The following is a 22,253-nucleotide window of genomic DNA, read 5'->3' on the forward strand; positions in this document are numbered from 1 at the left end:
GGTCGGGCCTACTCCCACTCGATGGTGCCCGGGGGCTTCGAGGTGATGTCGTAGACGACCCGGTTGACCTGCCCCACCTCGTTGACGATCCGGTTGGAGATGCGTTCGAGCAGCCCGTAGGGCAGTCGCGCCCAGTCGGCGGTCATCGCGTCCTCGCTGGTGACCGCGCGCAGAACCACCGGGTGCCCGTAGGTGCGCTCGTCGCCCTGCACGCCGACCGACCGCACATCCGCGAGCAGCACCGCGAAGACCTGCCAGATCTCCCGGTCCAGCCCGGCCCGGCGGATCTCGTCGCGGACCACCTCGTCGGCAGCCCGGACCACGTCGAGCCGCTCGGGGGTGACCTCACCGATGATGCGAACGGCGAGTCCCGGGCCGGGGAACGGCTGGCGCCAGACGATCTCCTCGGGCAGGCCGAGCTCCTCGCCGAGGCGGCGGACCTCGTCCTTGAACAGGGTGCGCAACGGCTCGACCAGCCCGAACCGCAGATCCTCCGGCAGGCCACCGACGTTGTGGTGCGACTTGATCTTCGCGGCGGTCGGGGAACCGGACTCGATCACGTCGGGGTACAGCGTCCCCTGCACGAGGTGCTCGATCGTCGCACCCTCGGCCTCGGCGCGGGCCTCCAGCTCGCGGGCCGACTCCTCGAAGACCCGGATGAACTCCCGACCGATGATTTTCCGCTTGCGCTCCGGGTCGGTCACACCGGCCAGCGCCGCGGCGAACCGGTCGGCCGCCTTCACGTGCACGAGATCGACGCCGGTGGACGCGACGAAGTCCCGCTCGACCTGCTCGGCCTCGCCCGCCCGCAGCAGGCCGTGGTCCACGAAAACGCAGGTCAGGGCGTCACCGACGGCGCGGTGCACGAGCGCCGCGGCGACCGCGGAGTCCACCCCGCCGGACAGCCCGCAGATCAGCCGGCCCGAGCCGACCTGGGCGCGCACCGCCGCCACCGCCTCGTCGACGATGTTCACCATGGTCCAGGTCGGCCGGCAGCCCGCGCCCACCAGCAGGAAGTGCCGCAGCACGTCGAGTCCGCGCTCGCTGTGCACCACCTCCGGATGGAACTGGACGCCGTAGAGGCGGCGGGCCGGATCCTCGAAGGCGGCGACGGGGGTCGACGGGGTGGACGCCGTCACCCGGAAGCCGGGCGGCGCCGCGGTCACGGAATCACCGTGCGACATCCACACCTGCTGGGCGACCGGAAGGCCGTCGAACAGGACGCCTGGCTCGGTCACCGACAGGCGAGTCGCTCCGTACTCCGCTGTTCCGGTGCGGGCGACCGAGCCGGCCAGCGCCTGGGCCATCACCTGGTGGCCGTAGCAGATGCCGAGAATGGGCAGCCCGGTGTCGAACAACGCGGGGTCGACCCGAGGCGCTCCCGGCGAGTACACCGACTTCGGCCCACCGGAAAGGATCAGTGCGGACGGTCTGCGGGCGAGGATCTCGTCCACGGGCATGTCCCACGGCACGATCTCCGAGTACACATGGCATTCACGAACCCGCCGAGCGATCAGTTGGGCGTACTGCGCGCCAAAATCGATCACCAACACCGTGTCGTATCCGGGATGCCCCGGCGCACCGGCGCCCACGGGCGTGCCGGGCCTGGCCACCGGCGCCGTCGGGGCGCCCCCCGCCGGGCCCACGGCCCCCGGTCTCGCATCGTGACCAGCATCGCTGCGCTGCAACTCGCTCACCCCGCAAGCCTACGGACCCCGCGGCACCTGTGGGCCAGGCCTGCTCGGGCGGCCTTCCGGGCCCGGCCGCCGCCCGTGGGCGTCGTTCACGCGAGCGGGCGGCGCATCGCGGGCACCCCCCGAAGACCCGTAAGGACGGATGTCGCAGATGCCTGCTTTGCGCCTTCAGTGCCACTCACTGGGACAACCGCTACGTCACGATGGGCGTACGTTGTCGGGCTTCGCGAGGGTTACGCAGACGGTGACTCCGTGCGCCGTGACCACAACTGGCGTGCAGCCACCAACGCGCTTACGGTAGGCGCCTTTCGGATGCCGACTTCGTACCGCTATGGTGCCTGGCAAGGGACATCAGGGCCCGATACCGAGCCATCCTGGTACGACGTGTTCCGGGAGGCTGGCGGAGAGGTTGCGAAGGTACGTGCGCAGACAACCGATGGCCAGCAGCACGGGCATCGCCGCAGATCCGGAGCCGACCTCGGCGCCGGGTTTGCCCGTGGACACCGAAGACGGCGGGCACCGCGACGATCGCCCCACGGCGCCACCGGACCCCGCGGGGTCCGGTCTGGCGCGCCTTCGTCGCGCCGCCACCAACCCCACCAACTGGCGGGTCCGCACCAAGCTGATCGCGATTCTGGCCGTGCCGGTCGTCGCGATCCTGGTCTACTCCTCCATCGAGGCCAGCGCGGTGCTGACCAGCACCCGTGACGTGAACCGAATCTCGGATCTCACCGAGATCAGCCGGTCCGCGTCGACGCTCGCCCATGCCCTGCAGACGGAACGGACGTACAGCACCGGCTTCGTGGCGAGCGGCCCGGTCGGTTCTCGCGACGCCGCCGCCGTCCCGCCCAGCCAGGCGGCGGTGAACGATGCCTACCAGGCCTACAAGGCGGTGGCCAACGGACGGCGTGGTTCCTTCGGCAGCGAGGTTCGGCGAGCCCTCGACGACGTCCAGACCCGGATGGACTCGCTGCCCGCGAAGCGGCAGACGATCCAAAGAGTTGTCGACCCGAAAGCCGTCCAGACGACCTTTCAGCCGATCATCGACTCCCTGGTCAACCTGGTCCAGCTCATCCCACAGGGAAATGACGACCAGCAGCTCGACGACGGTGTCAATACGGCCTACTTCCTCATGTCGGGGACGGAACTCCTCGCGCAGCAGCAGGCCCTCGTCTACAGCCTGCTTCCGCGCGGCAGCAACCAGCTCTTCACTGAAGGTGACTATCGCGAGTTCCTCTCGGCCGAGACGCAGCGAGCACGGGAGCGGGACGACCTCGAAAACGTCGCCGGACCAGCCCAGCACGCCATCTACAACCCGACAATCGACACCGAAAACAATGGCGACATCCGCAACACCCAGATTTACGTCGAGGAGGTCCTGGACGCGCCCATCGGCCAGCCGCTGACCGTCATCGAGTCGGAGAAGTGGAACCGGGCGACCCAGGAGACCATCGACACCAGCACCGCCGCCACGGACAAGCTCCTGGCGCTCGTCGACGACCGGGTCGACACCCTGCGCGGCAACATCCAGCACCGGGCGCTGCTGTCCGGTCTGCTCATCGTGCTCATCCTCGCCGCCGCCCTGCTGTCCGCGCTCGTCGTGGCGCGGTCGCTGGTCCGACCGCTGCTGGCGCTACGGACCGCGGCGCTCGACATCGCCGACCGCCGGCTGCCGGAGGCCGTCCGCCGCCTGCGTGACTCCACCGACCAGGACATCGACGACTCGATCGAACCGGTCGGTATCAACACCGACGAGGAGGTCGGTGAAGTCGCCCGGGCCTTCGACGAGGTCCACCGTGAGGCGATCCGGCTGGCCTCCGAGCAGGCGTCGCTGCGAAACAACGTCAACGCGATGTTCGTGAACCTCTCCCGGCGCAGCCAGGGGCTGGTCGAACGCCAGCTCCGCCTGATCGACGACCTGGAGAACCGCGAGCAGGACCCCGACCAGCTCTCCAACCTGTTCAAGCTGGACCACCTCGCCACTCGAATGCGGCGGAACAACGAGAGCCTGCTGGTCCTCGCCGGCACGGACACCGCCCGCCGCTGGACGCACCCCGTGCCCCTCAACGAGGTGGTCCTGGCCGCCATCTCCGAGGTGGAGCAGTACACCCGGGTGAAGCAGACCTCGGCCGCGCCGGTGTCCATCGCCGGCAACGGTGTCAGCGACGTCGTCCACCTCGTCGCCGAGCTGCTGGAGAACGCCACCTCGTACTCGCCGCCGGTCACCGAGGTGCTCGTGACCAGCCATTCACTCGGCCCCGGCGCCGGCGCGATGATCGAGATCGAGGACCAGGGCATCGGCATGCCGGCCAAGGAGCTCGAGCGGGTCAACGAGCGGCTGGCCAATCCCCCGGTCGTCGACGTGTCGGTGTCGCGGACGATGGGCCTGTTCGCCGTCGGCCGGCTGGCCGGCCGGCACGGTATTCGCGTCCAGTTGCGCGAGTCGGCGTCGGGCGGCATCACCGCCGTCGTCCGGCTGCCCGCGAAGCTGGTCACCGGCGACAGTGCCGCCGGCACCGCGCCCGGCCGTCCCCCGGCCCTGAACCGGCCCTCGACCGCCCCGGCGATCGGCGGCCCCGGCCCCGGCGGACGGCCCGCGGAACGCGCCGAGCGACCGAGTGCCGAGCGACCGAGTAACGGCGTGGCGCCCGACCGCGCGAACGGGGCGGCGACCCCGGCGGGTACCGGCGCGAGCAACGGGATGAGCAACGGGCACCGGCCCGAGTCGGAACCCGCGACGCGGGAGAACGTCTTCGACGACTCCAGCGGTCCGCGGCGCTTCCCCAACACCGGCCCGTTTCCGCTGACCGGCCCGCTGGCCGCGCAGCTCGGCTCCGACCGAACCGGCCCGATGCCCACCACGGACCGGCGCAACTTCGGTCTGGAGGAGTTCTCCCCCGGCCTGGACGACCGCAACGACCGCAACGACGAGACCGGCGGCACGGCGCCGACCCCGTCGACCGCGCCACGCGAGGTCGACGGCGGCACCCCACGCCGGGCTGCCCAGTTCCCGGGTACTGCGCCGCAGGACCGGGCGCCAGACGGCCCCGACGACGACCGCGACCCGCGGGACTTCGACAGCCAGGAGATCGACCTCGGCGTCCGGCCCGGCCACGACACCGGGCCACGCGGCCGCGCGGCGACACCGCCCGGCGGTGCCGCCACCGGCGGCGCGGCTCCCCGCGGTGCGTCACCCGGTGGGGTCACCCCCGACACCGAGGCCATCGACCGGCGCGGGCCGGCGGCCCGGCGCGACCAGCCCGCACCGGACGTCACGAGCCCCGTGTCGTTCGGGGACAACCGCTGGCCGACCCGCCCCCGGCCGGCGGACACCGAGCCCGCCACGGGCGAGCAGCCCGAGGCGGCGCCGAAGCTCCCCGTCCGGGAGCGCCCGAACCTCCGGGACCGCGCCGATCACGACGCACCCCGGCAGCCGGTCGAGCCGGTCATCACACGCCCGGGCGACGTGTTCGCCCGGGCTGAGGACCGGCCCGAACCACAGGCACGGCCGCGCCCCGAGCCCGCCACCGGATCGCAGGCACCGACCGGCCTGCGGCCGCCGATCCGCCCGCAGACGCCGGCCGGTCCCCAGCCACGGACCGGCCCCCAGCCACAGGCAGGACCGCAGACGCCGACCGCGCCCGGCCGCGTCGCGGAGCCGGCGCCTGCCGAGATCACCGGCGAGCAGGCCACGGCCGAGTCGGAGACCGACGACGTCGAAACCTCGCCGATCTTCGACTCCGTATCCGCGTGGTTCCAGCGCCGGACGCCGGCTGACGCGGCATCGGCCCAGCGCAAGGCCCCCGCGGCCGCCGCGGCCGCCGCGCGTGCGGCCGGTGAGCCGCCGGCTGCGGTCCCGGCCCGGCCGGTCGGGCGTCCCGGCATCGGCGGGGCCTTCGGGCAGCGTGGTCCGGCCCGTCCGGCCGCCGAGCCTGGCACGGGTGCCCGCCCGGCGCCGGCGGCCGAGCCGGCCGCCCCGGCGCCGGTACCCGCGTTCGCGGCGCCGCACCAGTCCCCGCCTCCCGGCGGCCCGCTGCGGCCGGGGTCCGGCCCGCAGCCCCAGCCCGCGGCGGCCCAGTCCCACCAGCCGCCGGCACAGCACCAGTCGGTGCCACAGCACCAGTCGGCACAGCCGCCGGACCGGGGAGGCTGGAGCTCTCCCGGGGACGCCGGCTGGCAGGCAGCCGAGTCGTTGCGCCAGCCCAGCACCGGTGGCGTGACGCGATCGGGCCTGCCGGTGCGAGTTCCCATGACCCATCTCGTGCCCGGCAGCGCCGAACCCGCGCCAAGCCGGGGTCCCGCCGAAACCTCGACCAGGTCTCCCGAGGCCGTCGGTGGCCGGCTTGCCAGCTTCTACCAGGGCGTGCGGCAGGGACGTGATGTCGGAGTCGACACCACGAGGAATCCTCGACGTGACCCGNAGGAGGAACGGTGACACCCGTGAGTTCTGAGGCTCAGAACCTCAACTGGTTGATCAACAATTTTGTCGATCGCGTCCCGGGTGTCGCCCACACCGTGGTGGTGTCCGCGGACGGGCTGCTGTTGGCCGTCTCCGACGGCTTCCCCCGCGACCGGGCCGACCAGCTCGCCGCGGTGGCCTCCGGGCTGGTGAGCCTGACCCAGGGGGCGGCGCGCGTGTTCGAGGCGGGCGCCGTGACGCAGAGCGTCGTCGAGATGGAACACGGCTTCCTGTTCATCATGTCGATCAGCGACGGGGCGAGCATGGCCGTGCTGGCAGCGCCGTCGTGCGACATCGGCCTGGTCGGCTACGAGATGGCCCTGCTGGTCAGCCGGGCGAAGGATGTCCTCACCCCGGCGCTGCGCGCCGAGCTGCAGGGAACGCTTCCGCGGTGAACGAGCGGCAGCACAGGGAGTCAGGGTGAGTATCGATCCCGAGAACGCGCCCGGTCCGGTCGTCCGTCCCTACGCGATGACCGGCGGGCGTACTCGGTCACGCTACGAGCTCGCCATCGAGGCGCTCGTCTTCACGACGCCGCTCGGCGAGGAACGGGCCATCGGCCTCAACCTCGAGCAACAGACCATCGCCGCCATGTGCCGGCAGGTGCGATCCATCGCGGAGATCGCCGCCGGGCTCCGGGTGCCTCTGGGCGTCGCCCGTGTGCTGGTCGGCGACATGGCGGACGAAGGCTTCGTCCGCGTCCACCAGCAGCCTGACCGCGACGAGGCACCGGATCTCGCGTTGCTCGAAAGGGTTCTCAGTGGCCTTCGAAAGCTCTGACAACAGACGGGTCAACTCCTCCGTCGCCACGACCTCGGTGAAGATCGTGGTGGCGGGAGGATTCGGCGCCGGGAAGACCACCTTTGTGGGCTCGGTGTCAGAAATTGTCCCGTTGCGTACCGAGGCCGTCATGACCGAGGCGGGAGCCCACGTCGACGACCTCACCCACCTGTCCGACAAGACCACGACCACGGTCGCGATGGACTTCGGCCGCGTCTCTCTCGATGAGGACCTGATCCTGTACCTGTTCGGGACGCCTGGGCAGTACCGCTTCTGGTTCATGTGGGACGACATCGTCCGGGGCGCCATCGGCGCGATCGTCCTGGCCGACACCCGCCGGCTGGCGGACTGCTTCGCCGCCGTCGACTACTTCGAGCAGCGTCAACTGCCGTTCGTCATCGGCGTCAACTGCTTCGACGGAATCCTTCGGCACTCCATCGAGGATGTCCGCGAGGCGTTGCAGATCAGCCCGACCGTGCCGATCATCACCTGCGACGCCCGCAACCGGGACTCGACCAAGAGCGCGCTGATCGCCGTGGTCGAGCACACGATGTCGCGGGCAGCCGCTCGCGCCTGACCCGCTACAACGCCTGACCCGCTACAACGCGAGGGGCCCCGGGACGCGCGTCCCGGGGCCCCTCGCGTTGTGCGTCGGCGGGCCGCCGCTCAGACCGGCGTCGGGAGCGGGCTCAACTGCGCGTCCACCCCGACCTTGCTGTTGCCGCTGTTGTTCACGACCTTGAGCGCGAAGTCGTTGTCGACCTGGTCCCACTGCCCGCCGACCAGGGCGGTACGGGCCACGTTCTTCGGCACGTTCGACTGGGATCCGAACGCCACCGGGCCGACGATCGTCTGGGCGTCGACCTCCTTGACGGCCGCGGNGATCGCCTCCCGGTCCAGCGAGGCGGCGCCGCCGAGTGCCTTCACCGCCACCTCGAACAGCGCATAGGTGAAGCCCAGCGCCTGCGTCCAGCCACGACCGCGGGCGCTGGCGAAGTCACTGGCCAGATCCTGGGAGGTCTTGTTGGTCAGCGAGCTGCGGTAGGGATGTGACGGCGACCAGGCGACCTCGGTGGTCAGCCCGTTGCCGTTGGACCCGAGCGCCCGGACGTCCTCCTGGAAGATCAGCGCCTTCGACACGGTCAGCGCCTTCGGGGTGAAGTCCGCGGTCCGGGTCTGGCGCCGGAAGGCGGCGAAGTCCGCGGCCTGGGCGATCCCGACGACGGCCTGGACGCCGGCGGCCTTGAACGCGGTCAGGTACGACTCGAACGACGCCGCTCCCGGCTGGTAGCCCGAGCTCGCCGGCGAGATCAGCTGAAAATCGAAGTTGCGGATGGTGGGAATTCCGAAGTCTGGATTGGCGAATGCCTGACCGTCATCGTCCGCGGGATACATCAGCCCCACCTTGGTGATCCCGAGCTGGCGCCACATGGCCACATAGGTGGCGACGACGTCCTCCATCCCCCAGTAAAAGTGGTAGGTCCAGTGGAAGGGCATGTCGACGTTACCGCCGCGCCCGTTCCACCAGGACTGCCAGGGGGCGTTCGTCGAGATACAGGGAACCTGGTTGATCTCGCACTGATCGGCGACCGGAATGGCCGTGTCCGAGGTTCCACCGACCAGGACGATGTCGACCTTGTCCTTGAAGATCAGGTCGGTCGCGGCGATCCCGGCCCGGTGCCGGTCGGACTCCGAGTCGCGGACGAAAATCTCCACCGGGTAGCTGCGGCCGCCCACCTTGACCCCGTCGGCGAGGAGCGACTGCATCGTCTGGACGACGTACGAATCGACCACGCTGTAGGAGCTGAGCGGCCCGGTGCGGGAGGTCACGTACCCGAGGCGCACCTTGCGCGGGCCATCGGAGGACGACGACCCGCCGCAGGCGGCGAGCAGCCCGGCGGCCGGCGCGGCCACCGCGGCGGTTCCGGCCCAGCGGAGCAGACTGCGCCGGTCGACGGCCGGTCGACCGGTCCCGACAGCCGCCGGGACGCCGCCGCCCACCCCGCCAGCCACATCCTTCTCGTTGCCGGCGGCTGAACGCCGCCAGCCACCCATACCACGGTCAGACCTGAGCATGGCACCTGATCCTGCCGCACCGCCGTCTAAACCCGACAACCGGGGTAGGTAGCCGACCGGCCGGCATCGCCGACCCCCCGGTTAGAACAGACATTTCGCCGTTCCCGCTTACAGTCAGCATAGGGACGGATGTTCTCAGTTCACTCCGCAGATTCGATGCGGTGCAGTCCCGCCAGCCTTGAGATCCAGGGTGCCCTGCGCCTTGCCGCGGATTCCGTCCCCCGGCTTGGCGATGTGCATCGCCGAGAGATCCTTCAGCGGACCGCTGGTGAACCGCACGTCGCCGATCACATTCCCGCCGTCGTTGCCGGCCACGGGAGTGATCGTGTACTGGCCGGCAGTACCGTTCCAGGTGTAGTCACCGGCCGTGCGTGCGACCACCAGCACCCCCACCACGTCGTGGGACAGACTGATCGGGTCGGTGACGGTGACCAGGCGGCACTGCCAGCTACCGTCGATCATCGCCTTGCCGGTGAGGGCGTCCGGGTTGGTCGTCGCCGGGCCGGACGACGTGTCGGCCGTCGGGCTCGGAGCGGCCGTCCCGCCACCCCCGTTGCCGCCACCGCGCAGCAGGACATAGCCGCCGACCGCCAGCAGCGCCACGACCAGCGCGACCGCCAGCGGGCCGATCCAGCCCTGCCGGAGCCAGGCCAGCCGGTCCTCGAACGGCGGCTCGTCGTCGGGCGTCGCGTCCCGGTGGTCGGTCGGTTCCAGCAGACCCGAGGACGTCGCCGCGCGTGCGGACCGCCGCTGCGGACCCGCATGGCCGCCGGTGGTATCCGCCCGCCGACCCGTGGCGCGGCGGGCCCCCGGCCCGGTCGCACCGCCCCGGGCCGCCCGGTCAGCCGCCGTGCGCCGCCGCCGCTCGCCGGTGTCGGAGCGGCCGTCCGCGCGGCCGTCGGCGGTGGACCGTCCCGCAGACGGGGCGGAGACCGGTTGCAGGCTGTCGGTGTCGGTCACCGGATTCGGCGTGCGGCGGCGATCAGCGGGCACGCTGCGGCCGCTCGGCTTCCGCACGGTCCGGGACGGCTGCCAACCGCTGTCGTCCTCCCCCGCCGGGTCCGCCGCGCTGCCCCGCCCCCGGCCCGATGCTCGCCGAGTGACCAGGGAGGTCATCTCGGCCGGCGTCTCGGGTCGCCGCCCGGTCGGACCGGCCGTGCCGGCGCCGCGCCCGCCCGCCTTGCCGGGCTGCCCGGGACTGCCGGCGGGCTGCCCGCCGGTAGCCGGCGCATCCGGCCGGTACAGCGGCCGGGCCGTCGTCATCGTCTCCTCGATCCGCCGCGGGGGCGGGTCGGCGGCTCGCAGGCCGACCGGGGCCGCGTCCGGCGCAACCGGGGCGGCACCGGACCGGTCTGCGCCCGTCGAGGCCCCCTCCCGGGCGGGGGGGACGAGACGCTCCCCCGCTGGCGAGGCAGCGGGCGCGCGCCAGCCGGTGCCGGCTCCCCCAGCTCCAGGCGCCCCAACTCCAGGCGCCCCGGTTCCGGGCCCGCGGCGGCGGCGTGCCGTCGGCAACGGCCCGGACAGGGGATCGTCCCGATCGGCGAGCGACCCGGGGATGCCGGGCGGCGGCAGCGGGCGGACGAAGCTGCCGGTATCGGCCAACGGGTTGCGCCAGCCCGAAGCGCCGGGCGCGCCCTGCGGCGCATCCCGGGGGCGTTCCGGTCGAGCGGTGGGCGCCGCGGCGGCGCCGGACCGCCCGCGGCCGACCGCAGGCCTCTGCCCGTTCCCGGCGGCGGGTCCCGACAGGCTTGCCGGCTCCGCACCGGCGCTGAGAAGGGGGTCGGAACCCGCGCGGTCGTACAACCCTCCGCTCACGGGCGCCGCCGCCGCGCCGGCGGCGAACGCCTCGCCGGCAGCCTGGCCGCGCCCCCCGGGGTCCCCCGGTCTGCCGGCGCCCGCGGCTCCGGGGACGGACTCCCGCGCAGCCGGGTAGGCGCCCACCCCGCCGAAGCCGCGCGGCGGCACCGACGGGTAGTCGGGGGCCTGCCCGCCCGTCTCCCAGCCCGCCTGGGCCGGGTCGGCCGCGGGTGACGCCGGCAGCCGTAGCCGCGGCGAGCTGTGGCCATTCCACGGGTCCGTCTGCCGGGGGGCCTCCCGCCCGCTGCCCGCGGTGGCGGGCAGGTCCGCCCCGCCCGGCGGCCCGTAGCCGCCGGGGCCGGTCCAACCCGTGCCGCGACCGCCAGGCGCCGCCGGCCGAGCCGGCTGCGGGCCGGCGCCGGTCACGCCGAAGCCGTCCGGCCCCACTCGCTGCTGCGTCCCGGGCTGCGGCTGGCGTGCCGGCGTGAACGGCGAGCCGGTTGGCCGACCGGCCGTTCCCGGCGGCGTGGCTGCGGCTGCAGGCCCGGCTCCAGCCACGGGCAGGGCGGAGGCCGCGGAAAAGCCCGTGGACGCCGGCGAGCCGGCGGGTGCGGGCGGCGGGTACGCGGCCTGTCGCGGTGCCGCGGCCGGGTAGGGCGCCTGGGGCTGGGACGACAGCGGGATCGGACCGGTGCGGGGACCGGTGGCGGGGACCGGACGGGCGGAGATGGGGAAACCGCCGGTGAACGGGTCGGAGTAGCCGCCGGCGGACCGGTCCGCCGCGGGCGCGGCAGGCCGGGGTGAGTCACCGACGCGCACCGAGTCCGCGGACGGACCACCCCACGCCTGCTGGCCACCGGGCCCGGTCCGACCACCGGCCACCGGCGATCCGACCCGGTCGCTGCCCGGGTCCAGTCGGGCGGACGGACCAGCCGGGGTGGTGCCGGCGGGTGCGGGCGGCGCCGGGGGCGACATCGACGGCAGGTTGGTCATCGGCCGGGAACCGGCCGGCGAGGCGGCCTCGACCGGAGGCGCCACGGAGATCGCCGAGGACCCGCCCCCGGGTCGCGGCGCCGGACCATCCCAGGTGCTGGTGACGTCGAAGGGATCGGCGCGGCGCGGCGGCCCGGCGGGCGGCACCGCGGCGGAGTTCTGCGGCCCGGAATTCGGCGGCCCGGAATTCGGCGGCCCGGAGTTCGGCGGGGCGGAGTTCGGCGGGGCGGCGAACTGCGGTGGCCAGGGGGTCGGCGCGAAGGAGACCTGGGCGGGCGCGGCGGACGGGCGGGACTCGGGCTCGCCGACCCGCTCGACGGCGAAGAAGTCGTCGTCGCGGCGGGGCGGAGCCGGCCGGGCCGGCCCGTTCACATCGGCATCGTGGGTCGTCACCGGGCTGCCCCCCGCCTTGGCGCGCGGGTGGACGGGACGGTCGACGCAGGACCCTCGAGCCCCGGGCTACGGTGCATGGTCATCGGGCGGCATCTCCTGCCCCCCAGATCAGCACGATGTGGGCAGCCATCGTGTGGACGTGCATTGTCTGAACCGTGTCGTCGCAACCCGCACCCAGCCAGATCAGTCGGTCGGGAGCAGCGCCGCTCGGAGACGTATGATCCCGGCCTGCGGCCCCGTGCACCGCCTCGCCGCGATCGTGTGGCTATGCGTGATGGACGTCCTACCGTACGGCCGACAAAAAAGCAATAGCTCTCTGGCGGGTCGCCCACAAGCCCGGAAGAATATGGGGTATTAGCTCCGACTGACCATTGTACACGGGTTGTGGTCATCGCTTGTCACGGCAGGCGGCGTACATCTCGCGCACGATCCGCCGCGATGACTCCGACTGGACGCTCGCGTTGAACCGCTTGTACTCCTCCTCCGTGTAGGTGGCCTCCAGTTTGTCCAGCGTGCAGGTGCAGTAGCCCTCGTTGCCGTTGCTGACATCCAGGCAGGAGCTCAGGTACGCCTCGCGGACGGCCTTGGTGTAGTGGCCCTTGCCGGCTGCCGCGGCGCCCACGGCCGACCCGCCGTCCGAGCCGCCGCCCCCGAAGGCGAGGAATCCCGCGACCCCAAGGCCCACGCAGACCAGCACGACGATGGCCGCGATCAGCAGTGGGGGACGCTCGCGGGCCTGCCGGAGGAACCCGCCGACGCGGCCGGCCAGACCTCCCGCGGCGACCGGGCGGCCCACCGCCGACGCCGGCCTGCGCGGTCCCGACGGTGCCCAGCCGGACTCGGGCTCGCCGTCGAATTCGGTGCCGCGACCGAACTCCGCGCCGCGGAAAGGCTCCCTGTCGCCGAACGACTCCCTNTCGCGGGAAGGGTCGTTGTCGGAGTCGGCCTCGTCGTCGAGGTCATCATCCCAGTGCGCCACGCCGGTGGCCCGCGCCGGCGGGGCGCCGGTGCCCGCCGGTGCGCCGGCGCGCCGGAACTCGCCGGTCGAGTCGCCGTCGTGCCAGCCCCCGGGAGTACCGGCGGGCCCGGCCGGGCCGGCGCCCGTGGTGCCGGCCAGGGTCGTCCCGGTAGCCGCGGTCGGTGCGGTGATGTGCGGCGAGGCGCTCGGCCTGGCTGCGTCGCCGTCCGGCGCGGCACCTGGCGACGCCCATCGCCCAAACTGCCCCGTGCCGCCGTAGGACGCCAGTTCCCCCGTCGCCGCACCGGAGCCGGCGGCCGCACCGGAGCCGGCGGCCGGGCCGCCAGCTCCGCTCTCGCCGAGGCCACCGGCCGAACCCGCGCCGCCCGCCGAGCGCACGCCGCCGGTCAGGCCGGAGTCACCGAACAGGCCACGGACACCCGGCGGGGTCGCACCGCCCGGCGGGGTCGCACCGCCCGGCGGTTCGGCCGCGACCGGGCCGCCGGGACGCGGCGCCCCGGGACGGACCTCGTGCCGCACCACGGCGGGCGATCCGAGCCCCGCACCGCGCGCCGGGGCGGCGGCGTCCCGCCCACCGTCCGGCGCGCCGTCCGGGCCGGACCCGAAGCCCGAACTTGGGTAAGCCGAGGGACTCGCCGCGGCGGCGTNGGGAAGGCCGCCCGTGCGCGCATCGCCGCCGTCGTGCGGCCCGGCGTCGAGGGTGCCGGCCGTCTGCGCCCGCGCTGGATCGCCGCCGGAGCTGGCCGGGGGCACGGCGGAAGACGGCTGCCAGGTCTGGGCGGCTTCGTCCCAGAGGTAGGCGCCGTCATCGCTGACCCAGCGGCCGTGCTCGTCGAGGCGCATCTGTCGTCCTTCGTGCCGGAGACGGACGCTCCCAGGGTGCCATGTCCACCACGGGTCCGGATCGGCCGGGTACCGCCGCCACCGTCGGGGCGTGGACTGTTCTGCCGGAGTCGGGTATCGGCCCACCGCGCGGCCGATCGCCCGCCGGGACGGCCGCGGCCAGCTCCGGCGGCAACGGCCCCCGGGCCGGTCAGGAGGCGGCGGTCACCATGATCTCGGCCTTCTGGAACTCCTTGAGGGTCGCGTACCCGGTCGTCGCCATGGCGGTCCGCAGACCGCCGGCGAGGTTGAGCAGGCCCGTTCCGGTGGCCGCGCCGGGCCCTGTGACGATCTGCGCCAGGGTGCCCGTCGGGGTGACCGGCGCCCACCTGCCCCGCGGCAGGTCGGAGTGCAGCACGTCCATCGGCCACATCCCGCCCTGGCCCGGCGCGTCCTGCGCCGCCGCCAGCGCCGCGTCCACCATGACCGCGTCGGCGCCGCAGGCGATCGCCTTCGCCAGGTCACCGCCGGTCTGCAGGTCGCCGTGCGCGACGACGTGGACGTAGCGGCCGCCCGACTCGTCGAGGTAGCGCATGCGGGCTCCGGCGGCGTCCGCGATGGCGGTGGCGAGCGGGACTCCCACGCCGAGCACGTCGTGGGTCCGGTCGCCCAGGCCCGAACCGACGCCGACGATGACCCCGGCGGCGCCGGTCCGCATCAGGTGCAGCGCGGTCGAGAACGACGCGCACCCGCCGACCAGCACCGGGACGTCCAGCTCGCCGATGAACCGCTTGAGGTTGAGGGGCTCACTGCGCCGGGACTGGTGTTCGGCGGAGACCGCCGTGCCGTGGATGACCAACAGGTCGACGCCGGCCGCCAGCACGTGCTGGCTCAGCGCGCGGACCTTCTGCGGGCGCAGCGCCGCGGCGACGACCACCCCGGCGTCGCGCAGCTCGCCGAGACGCCGCGCGATGAGCTCCGGGCGCACCGGCGACTCGTACAGCGCGCGCAGCCGTTCGGTCGCCGCCTGCTGGCCCTCCTTGTCACCGATCTCGCTGAGTTCGGCGATGTGGTTCTCGGGCTGCTCGTATCGGGTCCACAGCCCCTCGACGTGCAGGACGCCGAGCCCGCCGAGCCGGCCGAGTGCGATCGCCGAGGCCGGCGAGGTGACGGCGTCGGCGGCGGCCGCCACCAGCGGCAGGTCGAAGCGGTAGGCGTCGATCTCCCAGGCCAGCGAGACGTCCTGCGGATCACGGGTCCGACGCGACGGGACGATGCCGACGGCGTCGAGACCGTACGCGACCCGCGCGCTCTTGCCGATACCGATCTCGACCTCTGCCACTGCTGGCGCCTCCTGGTTGGGCCGGCGGGCTCACGCCGGCCGGATACTGACGTACCTGCTCCACGTCGCCCGCGCGCGCCGACCCGTCCCGGGCACCTGATCGCCGGTGTCGGGACGGCCGGCAGTGACGACGGACGTAACCGCGGCGGCGGCTCAGCGCGAGGAGTTGTAGCTCAGCGCGAGGAGTTGTAGTTCGGCGCCTCGACGGTCATCTGGATGTCGTGCGGGTGGCTCTCGGTGAGGCCCGCGGAGGTGATCCGGATCAACTGCGCATCGTCCTGCAGCCGCCGGATGGTCGGCGAGCCGGTGTACCCCATCGCGGCCCGCAGCCCGCCGACGAGCTGGTGCGCCACGGCCGCGAGCGGGCCGCGGTAGGGCACCTGCCCCTCGACGCCCTCCGGGACGAGCTTGTCGTCGGAGAGCACGTCGTCCTGGAAGTAGCGGTCCTTCGAGTAGGAACGGGCCCCACCCCGGCTGCGCATCGCGGCGAGCGACCCCATGCCGCGGTAGGCCTTGTACTGCTTGCCGTTGATGAAGATCAGCTCGCCCGGGCTCTCGTCGACGCCGGCGAGCAGGCTGCCCAGCATGACCGTGTCCGCCCCGACCGCGATGGCCTTCGCGATGTCACCGGAGTACTGCAGGCCGCCGTCCCCGATCACCGGCACCCCGTGCTCCCGGGCGACCCGGGACGCCTCGTAGATCGCCGTCACCTGGGGGACACCGACCCCGGAGACCACCCGGGTGGTGCAGATCGAGCCGGGACCCACGCCGACCTTGATCGCGTCCGCGCCCGCGGCGATGAGCGCCGCGGCGCCCGCGCCGGTCGCGACGTTGCCGCCGATCACGTCCAGCGGCCGACCGTCGGCCCCGGTCGGGATGTCGGTCTTGATCCGGCGCACCATGTCCGGCACCGCCCGCTGGTGACCGTGTGCGGTGTCCACGATGAGGAAGTCGACGCCCGCCGCGACGAGGACCTGCGCCCGCTTGTAGGCGTCCTCGCCCACCCCGATCGCGGCACCGACCATCAGCCGGCCGTCGGCGTCCTTGGTGGCGTGCGGGTACTGCTCACGCTTGGTGAAGTCCTTGACCGTGATCAGCCCCCGCAGCCGGCCCTGGTCATCGACGATCGGCAACTTCTCGATCTTGTGTCGGCGCAGCAGATCCAGTGCGTCCTCGGGCGACACGCCGACCGGCGCGGTGATCAGCGGCATCGGCGTCATGACGTCCTGCACCCGGCGGGAGTAGTCCCTCTCGAAGCGGATGTCGCGGTTGGTCACGATGCCGACGAGCCGGCCACCCGGCTCGGTCACCGGAACACCCGAGATGCGGTAACGCGCCATGAGCACGTTCGCGTCCTCGAGGGTGGCCTCGGGCCCGCAGGTCACCGGCGCGGTGATCATCCCGGACTCGGACCGCTTCACCATGTCGACCTGCTGCGCCTGGTCCTCGATCGAGAGGTTGCGATGCAGCACCCCGACGCCGCCCTGGCGCGCCATCGCGATCGCCATCCGCGCCTCGGTCACTGTGTCCATGGCGGAGGACACCAGGGGCACGGCGAGGGAGATGGACCGCGACAGCCGGGTCGTGGTGTCGGCCTCGGCGGGCACGAGATCGGAGGCCGCCGGCAGCAGCAGGACGTCGTCGAAGGTCAGGCCCAGCATCGCCAGCTTCGGCGGCACCGGTGCGTCGGCTCCCAGGAGGTCCACCTGGGAGTCGGCGGAGCCGCCCGCCGACGCCGCGCGAGCCGACGTGCGGGGAGCCGACGTGGAGTGATCGGTGGCGACGGGAGCGTTCATGGCACCTTCCGTTCCGCGATGACCGGTGCCGCGGCGCTGGGGATACCCGCCCGGCGGCCACGGCCCCGCCGGGTTCCCGTGGGCGGCCGGCCCGGCCGCCCACCAGGCGGAACGGAGCATCAACCCGTTACCGGCGAGCCGGTCGCCGGGCGGCGGCATGTACCCCATCGTAGAGGTCGGCGGCGCTTATGGGCGGTTGCGGCGTGACGGAGATCGCGCCGCAGCCGACGGGAGCGGGCCTTTCCGGCGGCCGACCAGCGCCACGCGGGTTACGCAACAGGAGACGGACCTACACGGACCTGTCCACAAGCACCGCACAACGGTGCCGATACTCCTGATCGGGACCACTTAGCAGTCCGGGCAAGCGTAGCGTGGTCGACGTGAGCGACGAGCCTGTCGACCCCTTCGCGGGTGACCCCGAGGATCCGGCCGCCGAGCTCGCGCGCCTCGACTCCGTCGACGACCTCGACCTGCTCGAACCGCTGTCCTTGCACGAGCGGGAGGAGGTCCTCGCCGAGCTGGGAGACCTCGACGTCTTCCGCACGCTGCTCGAGCCGCGCGGCTACCGCGGCCTCGTCGTCGACTGCGAGGGCTGCGCCGAGCCTCATTACTTCGACTGGGAGCTGTTGGCCGGCAACCTGCGCAACCTCCTCAACGAGGGGCGGACTCGCGTCCATGAGCCGGCCTTCTCTCCCGACCCGTCGTGCTACGTGAGCTGGGAGTACGCCCGCGGCTTCGCCGACGGCGTGTACGAGGCGTCAGCCGCATCGGAGGCCGACTCCCGCTGAGCGCCGGGCCCNTCCCGGGCTAGGCGGGAGCCCCGCGGGCGGAGGTGGACGGCGCCTGCGGGCTGGACGGCATCCTTCGGGCCGCCTGGGCACACCCGTGCCGCCATGATCACTTCCGCGGACTCGCAGCGGCCATCGCGGTCGCGAGCGAGGTCGGCGGCGCCCACCCGGCCGATCACTGAGGCGCGCCTGCGCCGCACGACCCTCCTCCAGCACGATCGTCTTGGGCCGCCCGAGCCCGGGTCTCGTCGACCTCGGCGGTCGGGTTTGGCCCCGGGCGGCGTCCCAGCGCCGCCGCGCGTCTTCCGCCGGCCCGCCGCCGATACGACTTTCGGGCTAGCCCGAACAGTCCGTTCCCGGACAGTCCGAGCCGGCCGACCGACGCCGCCCGCCATCCGTTGGCAGATCCCTGCCAGCCGGGGCCGACCCGGGGCGCTCCCGGCCATCGCCTGTCGGCCATCCCGATCGATCGTCCCGTTCGTCTTGTTCGTCCTGTTCGTCCGTTTTGGCGACCCTGTCGGCGACCCGCCGGGCGGCGAAGGCCGCCCCGGCGGCCCCGAGTGGAAGCATTCGCTGGCGACGTTCCCGGCCTGGCCGTGTGACCAGGCGATCGCCGGGGTAGGCGAATCACCGTCCACGAAGTTGTCCGCCGGACCCGCGGACTGGACGTCCCTCCCGATCCCGGGTCCGTCCGGGCAGCCGGTGGCACCGAACGGGAGGGGTCGGCCCGGTCACGGAGCGATCGGACAAACCCGTGGATCCGCGCCGCGTCCGGGCGGGAGCTGTGNCGGCGCGGCACACCAGACCTGACGGCAGGCGACGCGGGGTCGCCCGGGTGAATTTTTCAAGATCACCGGGTGGGTGACCGGTACTACGGTGAGCCCGCGGCGCTTGCCGCTCAGGTCGAAAGGGGGGCTCAGGCCGATGACCGACGTCCGACGACTTCCCGGCCCCGGCGCGGAGAAGTGGGAGTGGCAACTACATGGCGCGTGCCGCGGGGAGAGCACCGAGCTGTTCTTCCACCCGGAGGGCGAACGCGGGCCGGCCCGGGCCGCCCGCGAGGCCGCGGCCAAGGCGATCTGCGCCCGATGNCCGGTCATCCGCGCCTGCGGGGAGTACGCACTGACCGCCCGGGAGCCGTACGGCGTCTGGGGAGGGCTCAGCGAATCGGAACGGGAGGCGATCCTCACCGGCCGCTCGCGGCGGGGGGCGGCTCGCCGCGTCCCCGCCCGGCCGGGGCTCGCGCCGGCCTGCTGACCGGCCCGGCGGCAGGTGGCGACATGGCCGGACATCCGATCCCGACCACGGCGATCACCCGCGACGGGTGAGCAGGCCCACCGGCCGGTCTCGCCCAGCCGTTCGGGTGGCGCCCGCCGGCCGGCCGGCCACCATCGAACGGCCGGTCGTCAGAGGAACACCCGGGAACGAAAGCGGCCCGCTCGAACCCCTGACCGGGGACCGAGCGGGCCGCTTCGCTGCCGCGGGCGGGGCGCCGGCCGGAGTCGCCCGGCCGGGCCTCGCGGGACGGCTCGGCGATCAGAAACCGGGGCCCTGCGGGTGGCTGTGCCCGTGGGAGTGCCCGTGGGAGTGCCCGTGGTCGCCCTCCGGATCCGCCGGCTTCTCGACGACGAGGCTCTCCGTGGTGATGAGCAGCGCCGCGATCGAGGCGGCGTTCGCCACCGCCGAACGGGTGACCTTGACCGGGTCGACGACTCCGGCCGCGATCAGGTCGGTGTACTCGCCGGTCGCGGCGTTGTAGCCGTGACCCGGCTCGAGGTCCTTGACCCTGGCGACGATGACCGCGCCCTCCAGGCCCGCGTTGCGCGCGATCCAGTTCAGCGGGGCGTCGAGGGCGGTACGCACGATCCGGACACCGGCGAGCTCGTCCCCGGTGCGCCCGAGGCCGTCGTCGAGGACGGAGGCAACGTGCGCCAGGGCGGCGCCGCCGCCGGCGACGATGCCCTCCTCGATCGCCGCACGGGTCGCCGAGACGGCGTCCTCGAGGCGGTGCTTCTTCTCCTTGAGCTCCACCTCGGTGTGGGCACCCACCCGGATGACCGCGACCCCGCCGGCGAGCTTGGCAAGCCGCTCCTGGAGCTTCTCGCGGTCCCAGTCCGAGTCGCTGCCCTCGATCTCCGCCTTGATCTGGCGCACCCGGTCGGCGACCGCGCCGGCCTCGCCGCCGCCGTCGATGATGGTGGTGTTGTCCTTGTCCACCACGATGCGCCGGGCCCGGCCGAGGTCCGCCAGGGTCACCGCGTCGAGCGAGAGCCCGACCTCGCCGGCCACCACCTGGCCGCCGGTGAGCACGGCGATGTCCTGCAGCTGCGCCTTGCGGCGGTCCCCGAAGCCGGGCGCCTTCACCGCGACGACCTGGAAGGTCTTGCGGATCGAGTTCACGACCAGGGTGGACAGCGCCTCGCCCTCGACATCCTCGGCGATGATCAGCAGCGGCTTACGCTCCTGCACGACCTGCTCGAGGATGGGCAGGATCTCGTTCAGCGCCGCGATCTTGCCCGGGTAGAGCAGAACGTACGCGTCCTCGAGGACTGCCTCCTGCGAGTCGGCGTCCGTGACGAAGTACGGCGAGATGTAGCCCTTGTCGAACTGCAGACCCTCGGTCAGCTCGAGGTCCAGACCGATGGTCTGGCTCTCCTCGACCGTGATGACGCCGTCCTTGCCGATCTTGTCGATCGCCTCGGCGATCAGCTCCCCGACCCGGGTGTCCTGGGCGGAGATGGCGGCGACCTGGGCGATCGTCTGCTTGGAGCTGACCTCGAGGGCCTGCTCCAGCAGGGCGGCGGAGACGGCCTCGACGGCGGCCTCGATGCCCAGCTTCAGCGACAGCGGCGCCGCCCCGGCGGTGACCTGCTTCAGACCGAAGCGGACCATTGCCTGGGCGAGCACCGTCGCCGTGGTGGTGCCGTCGCCGGCGACGTCGTTGGTCTTGGTGGCGACTTCCTTGGCGAGCTGGGCGCCCAGGTTCTGGTACGGGTCCTCCAGCTCGATCTCCCGGGCGATCGTCACCCCGTCGTTGGTGATCGTCGCCGCGCCGTAGGACTTGTCGATGACGACGTTGCGCCCGCGCGGGCCGATCGTCACCTTGACCGCGTCGGCCAGCGCGTTCACGCCGCGCTCGAGCGCGTGGCGGGCGTCCTCGTTGAACGTGAGAATCTTCGGCATACCTGCTTGTCCTCCCGACACCGATGACCGGTGGGAAACCGCAAGAGCGCGCCCCGCTGGCGGGCCCGGCGCAAACCGGACGGCCGCCAGCGGGGCGCGCCCCTTGCGTTGCTAACCGGCGAGCGGTCTACTTCTCGATGATCGCGAGGACGTCGCGAGCGGAGAGCACGAGGTACTCCTCGCCCGAGTACTTGACCTCGGTGCCGCCGTACTTGCTGTAGAGCACCACGTCGCCGACCTTGACGTCGAGCGGGACGCGCTTGCCGTCCTCGAACCGACCCGGGCCGACCGCGAGGACGGTGCCCTCCTGGGGCTTCTCCTTCGCCGTGTCCGGGATCACGATGCCGGATGCGGTGGTCTGCTCGGCGTCGGAGGGCTGCACAACGATGCGGTCCTCGAGAGGCTTGATAGCAACCTTGGTGGCGGTCGTCACGATCGACCTCCCCCTTCCTGCGCTGGATGAGAGAGCGACCCTGGCGGCCTGCCGTCGCGGGTGAACAGGCGCCTGTTGTCGCTGGCACTCTCACGTGCCGAGTGCCAACCTAGCACCCGCACCACACACGTCAACCAACAAGGTCGGATCTGTCAAGACGGCCGGGATTCGGGCACCGCCCGCCCGACCGCGCCGGCCGCGCCGACTCGCCCCGGCCCCTTCCCGGCGGGCGGCCGCGCAACCGACCCCGACCGCCTTCGGCCACGCAGGATGGGACCCGGACATGATCTGGATGTGGGAGGCCAGGGCGACCCCCGGCCGCCTGGCGGACCTACGGGACTGGGCGATCGACGCGCTCGACGGCCGCGAAGGTGAGGTATATCTCAGTCACCAGCCGGGGGGTGACCTCGTCGTGGTGATCCTCCGGCTGCCCGACCCGCCGCCGACCGACGTGGACGCCGACGCGGCGACCGCCGCTCCCGCCGACCCGGACAGCACCACCAAGGGGCCCGCCACGGCCCCGCTGCCCGCGCCACCCGAGGGACTGGTCGCCGGCGCCCCCCACGCCTGGCCCTTCCGCCAGGTCCACCCCGCCCCGCCGAGTCCACCCGCCCGGCCCAGTCCGTCACGCCCGGCCCAGTCCGTCACGCCCGGCTGAGCCCAACCCCGCCGGCTAGGCCCAACCCGGCCGGCGAGCCCAACCCGGCCCGGCTCACCG

Annotated in this window: 13 protein-coding genes and 4 pseudogenes; 8 read left to right on the forward strand and 9 right to left on the reverse strand. The window is 73.1% G+C overall.

Going from position 1 to position 22,253, the window contains the following annotated elements; all coding sequences use genetic code 11:
• Nucleotides 1-8: 8 nt before the first annotated feature.
• Entirely contained in the window at nucleotides 9-1,613 is a 1,605-nt protein-coding gene (gene guaA, locus UK82_RS04115; protein ID WP_396230453.1) for a glutamine-hydrolyzing GMP synthase, read from the reverse strand.
• Nucleotides 1,614-2,130: 517 nt separating this feature from the next.
• Between guaA and UK82_RS04120 the strand changes: the two genes are divergently transcribed.
• From UK82_RS04120 to UK82_RS04135, 4 genes are all read left to right on the forward strand, one after another.
• Nucleotides 2,131-6,114, forward strand: a 3,984-nt coding sequence (locus UK82_RS04120) for a sensor histidine kinase (protein WP_236705493.1), incomplete at its 3' end; no start/stop codon positions are given.
• An 11-nt stretch (nucleotides 6,115-6,125) separates the two neighbouring features.
• Nucleotides 6,126-6,548 (forward strand): roadblock/LC7 domain-containing protein, encoded by a 423-nt coding sequence (locus UK82_RS04125; RefSeq protein WP_009740465.1) that lies wholly within the window; start codon nucleotides 6,126-6,128, stop codon nucleotides 6,546-6,548.
• A gap of 25 nt (nucleotides 6,549-6,573) precedes the next feature.
• Nucleotides 6,574-6,933 (forward strand): DUF742 domain-containing protein, encoded by a 360-nt coding sequence (locus UK82_RS04130; RefSeq protein ID WP_011602350.1) that lies wholly within the window; start codon nucleotides 6,574-6,576, stop codon nucleotides 6,931-6,933.
• On the forward strand, nucleotides 6,914-7,510 hold the full coding sequence (locus UK82_RS04135; protein ID WP_044884233.1) for an ATP/GTP-binding protein: 597 nt from the start codon (nucleotides 6,914-6,916) through the stop codon (nucleotides 7,508-7,510). Before UK82_RS04130 ends, UK82_RS04135 begins: the two co-directional genes overlap by 20 nt.
• An 89-nt stretch (nucleotides 7,511-7,599) precedes the next feature.
• On the opposite strand, the pseudogene UK82_RS35555 reads toward UK82_RS04135, so the two are convergent.
• From UK82_RS35555 to guaB, 6 genes and pseudogenes are all read right to left on the reverse strand, one after another.
• Nucleotides 7,600-7,814, reverse strand: a pseudogene (locus UK82_RS35555) (twin-arginine translocation pathway signal protein); the annotation flags it as partial.
• A 1-nt stretch (nucleotide 7,815) separates the two neighbouring features.
• A pseudogene (locus UK82_RS04140) lies at nucleotides 7,816-9,009 on the reverse strand (ABC transporter substrate-binding protein); the annotation flags it as partial.
• A 135-nt stretch (nucleotides 9,010-9,144) separates the two neighbouring features.
• Nucleotides 9,145-12,192 (reverse strand): hypothetical protein, encoded by a 3,048-nt coding sequence (locus UK82_RS04145; protein WP_152989801.1) that lies wholly within the window; start codon nucleotides 12,190-12,192, stop codon nucleotides 9,145-9,147.
• 388 nt (nucleotides 12,193-12,580) lie between these two features.
• Nucleotides 12,581-13,108 (reverse strand): annotated as a pseudogene (locus tag UK82_RS35560) (hypothetical protein); the annotation flags it as partial.
• A gap of 1,096 nt (nucleotides 13,109-14,204) precedes the next feature.
• Nucleotides 14,205-15,335, reverse strand: coding sequence for a GuaB3 family IMP dehydrogenase-related protein (locus UK82_RS04155; protein WP_044884229.1), 1,131 nt, complete (start codon nucleotides 15,333-15,335; stop codon nucleotides 14,205-14,207).
• A gap of 173 nt (nucleotides 15,336-15,508) precedes the next feature.
• Complete coding sequence (gene guaB, locus UK82_RS04160; RefSeq protein WP_199865345.1) at nucleotides 15,509-16,996, reverse strand: IMP dehydrogenase; 1,488 nt, start codon at nucleotides 16,994-16,996, stop codon at nucleotides 15,509-15,511.
• A 506-nt stretch (nucleotides 16,997-17,502) separates the two neighbouring features.
• Between guaB and UK82_RS04165 the strand changes: the two genes are divergently transcribed.
• The 3 genes and pseudogenes from UK82_RS04165 to UK82_RS35570 form a co-directional block, all read left to right on the forward strand.
• Complete coding sequence (locus UK82_RS04165; protein ID WP_009740476.1) at nucleotides 17,503-17,919, forward strand: DUF5319 domain-containing protein; 417 nt, start codon at nucleotides 17,503-17,505, stop codon at nucleotides 17,917-17,919.
• Between the two features lie 924 nt (nucleotides 17,920-18,843).
• Nucleotides 18,844-19,010, forward strand: a 167-nt coding sequence (locus UK82_RS35565; protein ID WP_236705534.1) for a WhiB family transcriptional regulator, incomplete at its 3' end; no start/stop codon positions are given.
• 1 nt (nucleotide 19,011) lies between these two features.
• Nucleotides 19,012-19,176: pseudogene (locus UK82_RS35570) on the forward strand (WhiB family transcriptional regulator); the annotation flags it as partial.
• A gap of 279 nt (nucleotides 19,177-19,455) precedes the next feature.
• Here the strand turns inward: UK82_RS35570 and groL are convergent.
• Nucleotides 19,456-21,102, reverse strand: a complete 1,647-nt coding sequence (gene groL, locus UK82_RS04175) for a chaperonin GroEL (RefSeq protein ID WP_044884228.1) — start codon at nucleotides 21,100-21,102, stop codon at nucleotides 19,456-19,458.
• Nucleotides 21,103-21,229: 127 nt separating this feature from the next.
• On the reverse strand, nucleotides 21,230-21,538 hold the full coding sequence (groES, locus tag UK82_RS04180) for a co-chaperone GroES (RefSeq protein WP_035921112.1): 309 nt from the start codon (nucleotides 21,536-21,538) through the stop codon (nucleotides 21,230-21,232).
• A gap of 280 nt (nucleotides 21,539-21,818) precedes the next feature.
• Between groES and UK82_RS04185 the strand changes: the two genes are divergently transcribed.
• A complete protein-coding gene (locus UK82_RS04185; RefSeq protein WP_236705494.1) occupies nucleotides 21,819-22,193 on the forward strand; it encodes a hypothetical protein in 375 nt (124 codons plus the stop codon).
• Nucleotides 22,194-22,253 lie beyond the last annotated feature (60 nt).

It is taken from the genome of Frankia sp. ACN1ag, assembly GCF_001414035.1.
Lineage (GTDB): Bacteria > Actinomycetota > Actinomycetes > Frankiales > Frankiaceae > Frankia > Frankia torreyi.

Coding starts and splice junctions, on each gene's coding strand:
- guaB (WP_199865345.1), bottom strand. CDS start 16,996: ATGCTGGGCCTGACCTTCGACGACGTCCTGCTGCTGCCGGCGGCCTCC.
- groL (WP_044884228.1), bottom strand. CDS start 21,102: ATGCCGAAGATTCTCACGTTCAACGAGGACGCCCGCCACGCGCTCGAG.
- UK82_RS04185 (WP_236705494.1), top strand. CDS start 21,819: ATGATCTGGATGTGGGAGGCCAGGGCGACCCCCGGCCGCCTGGCGGAC.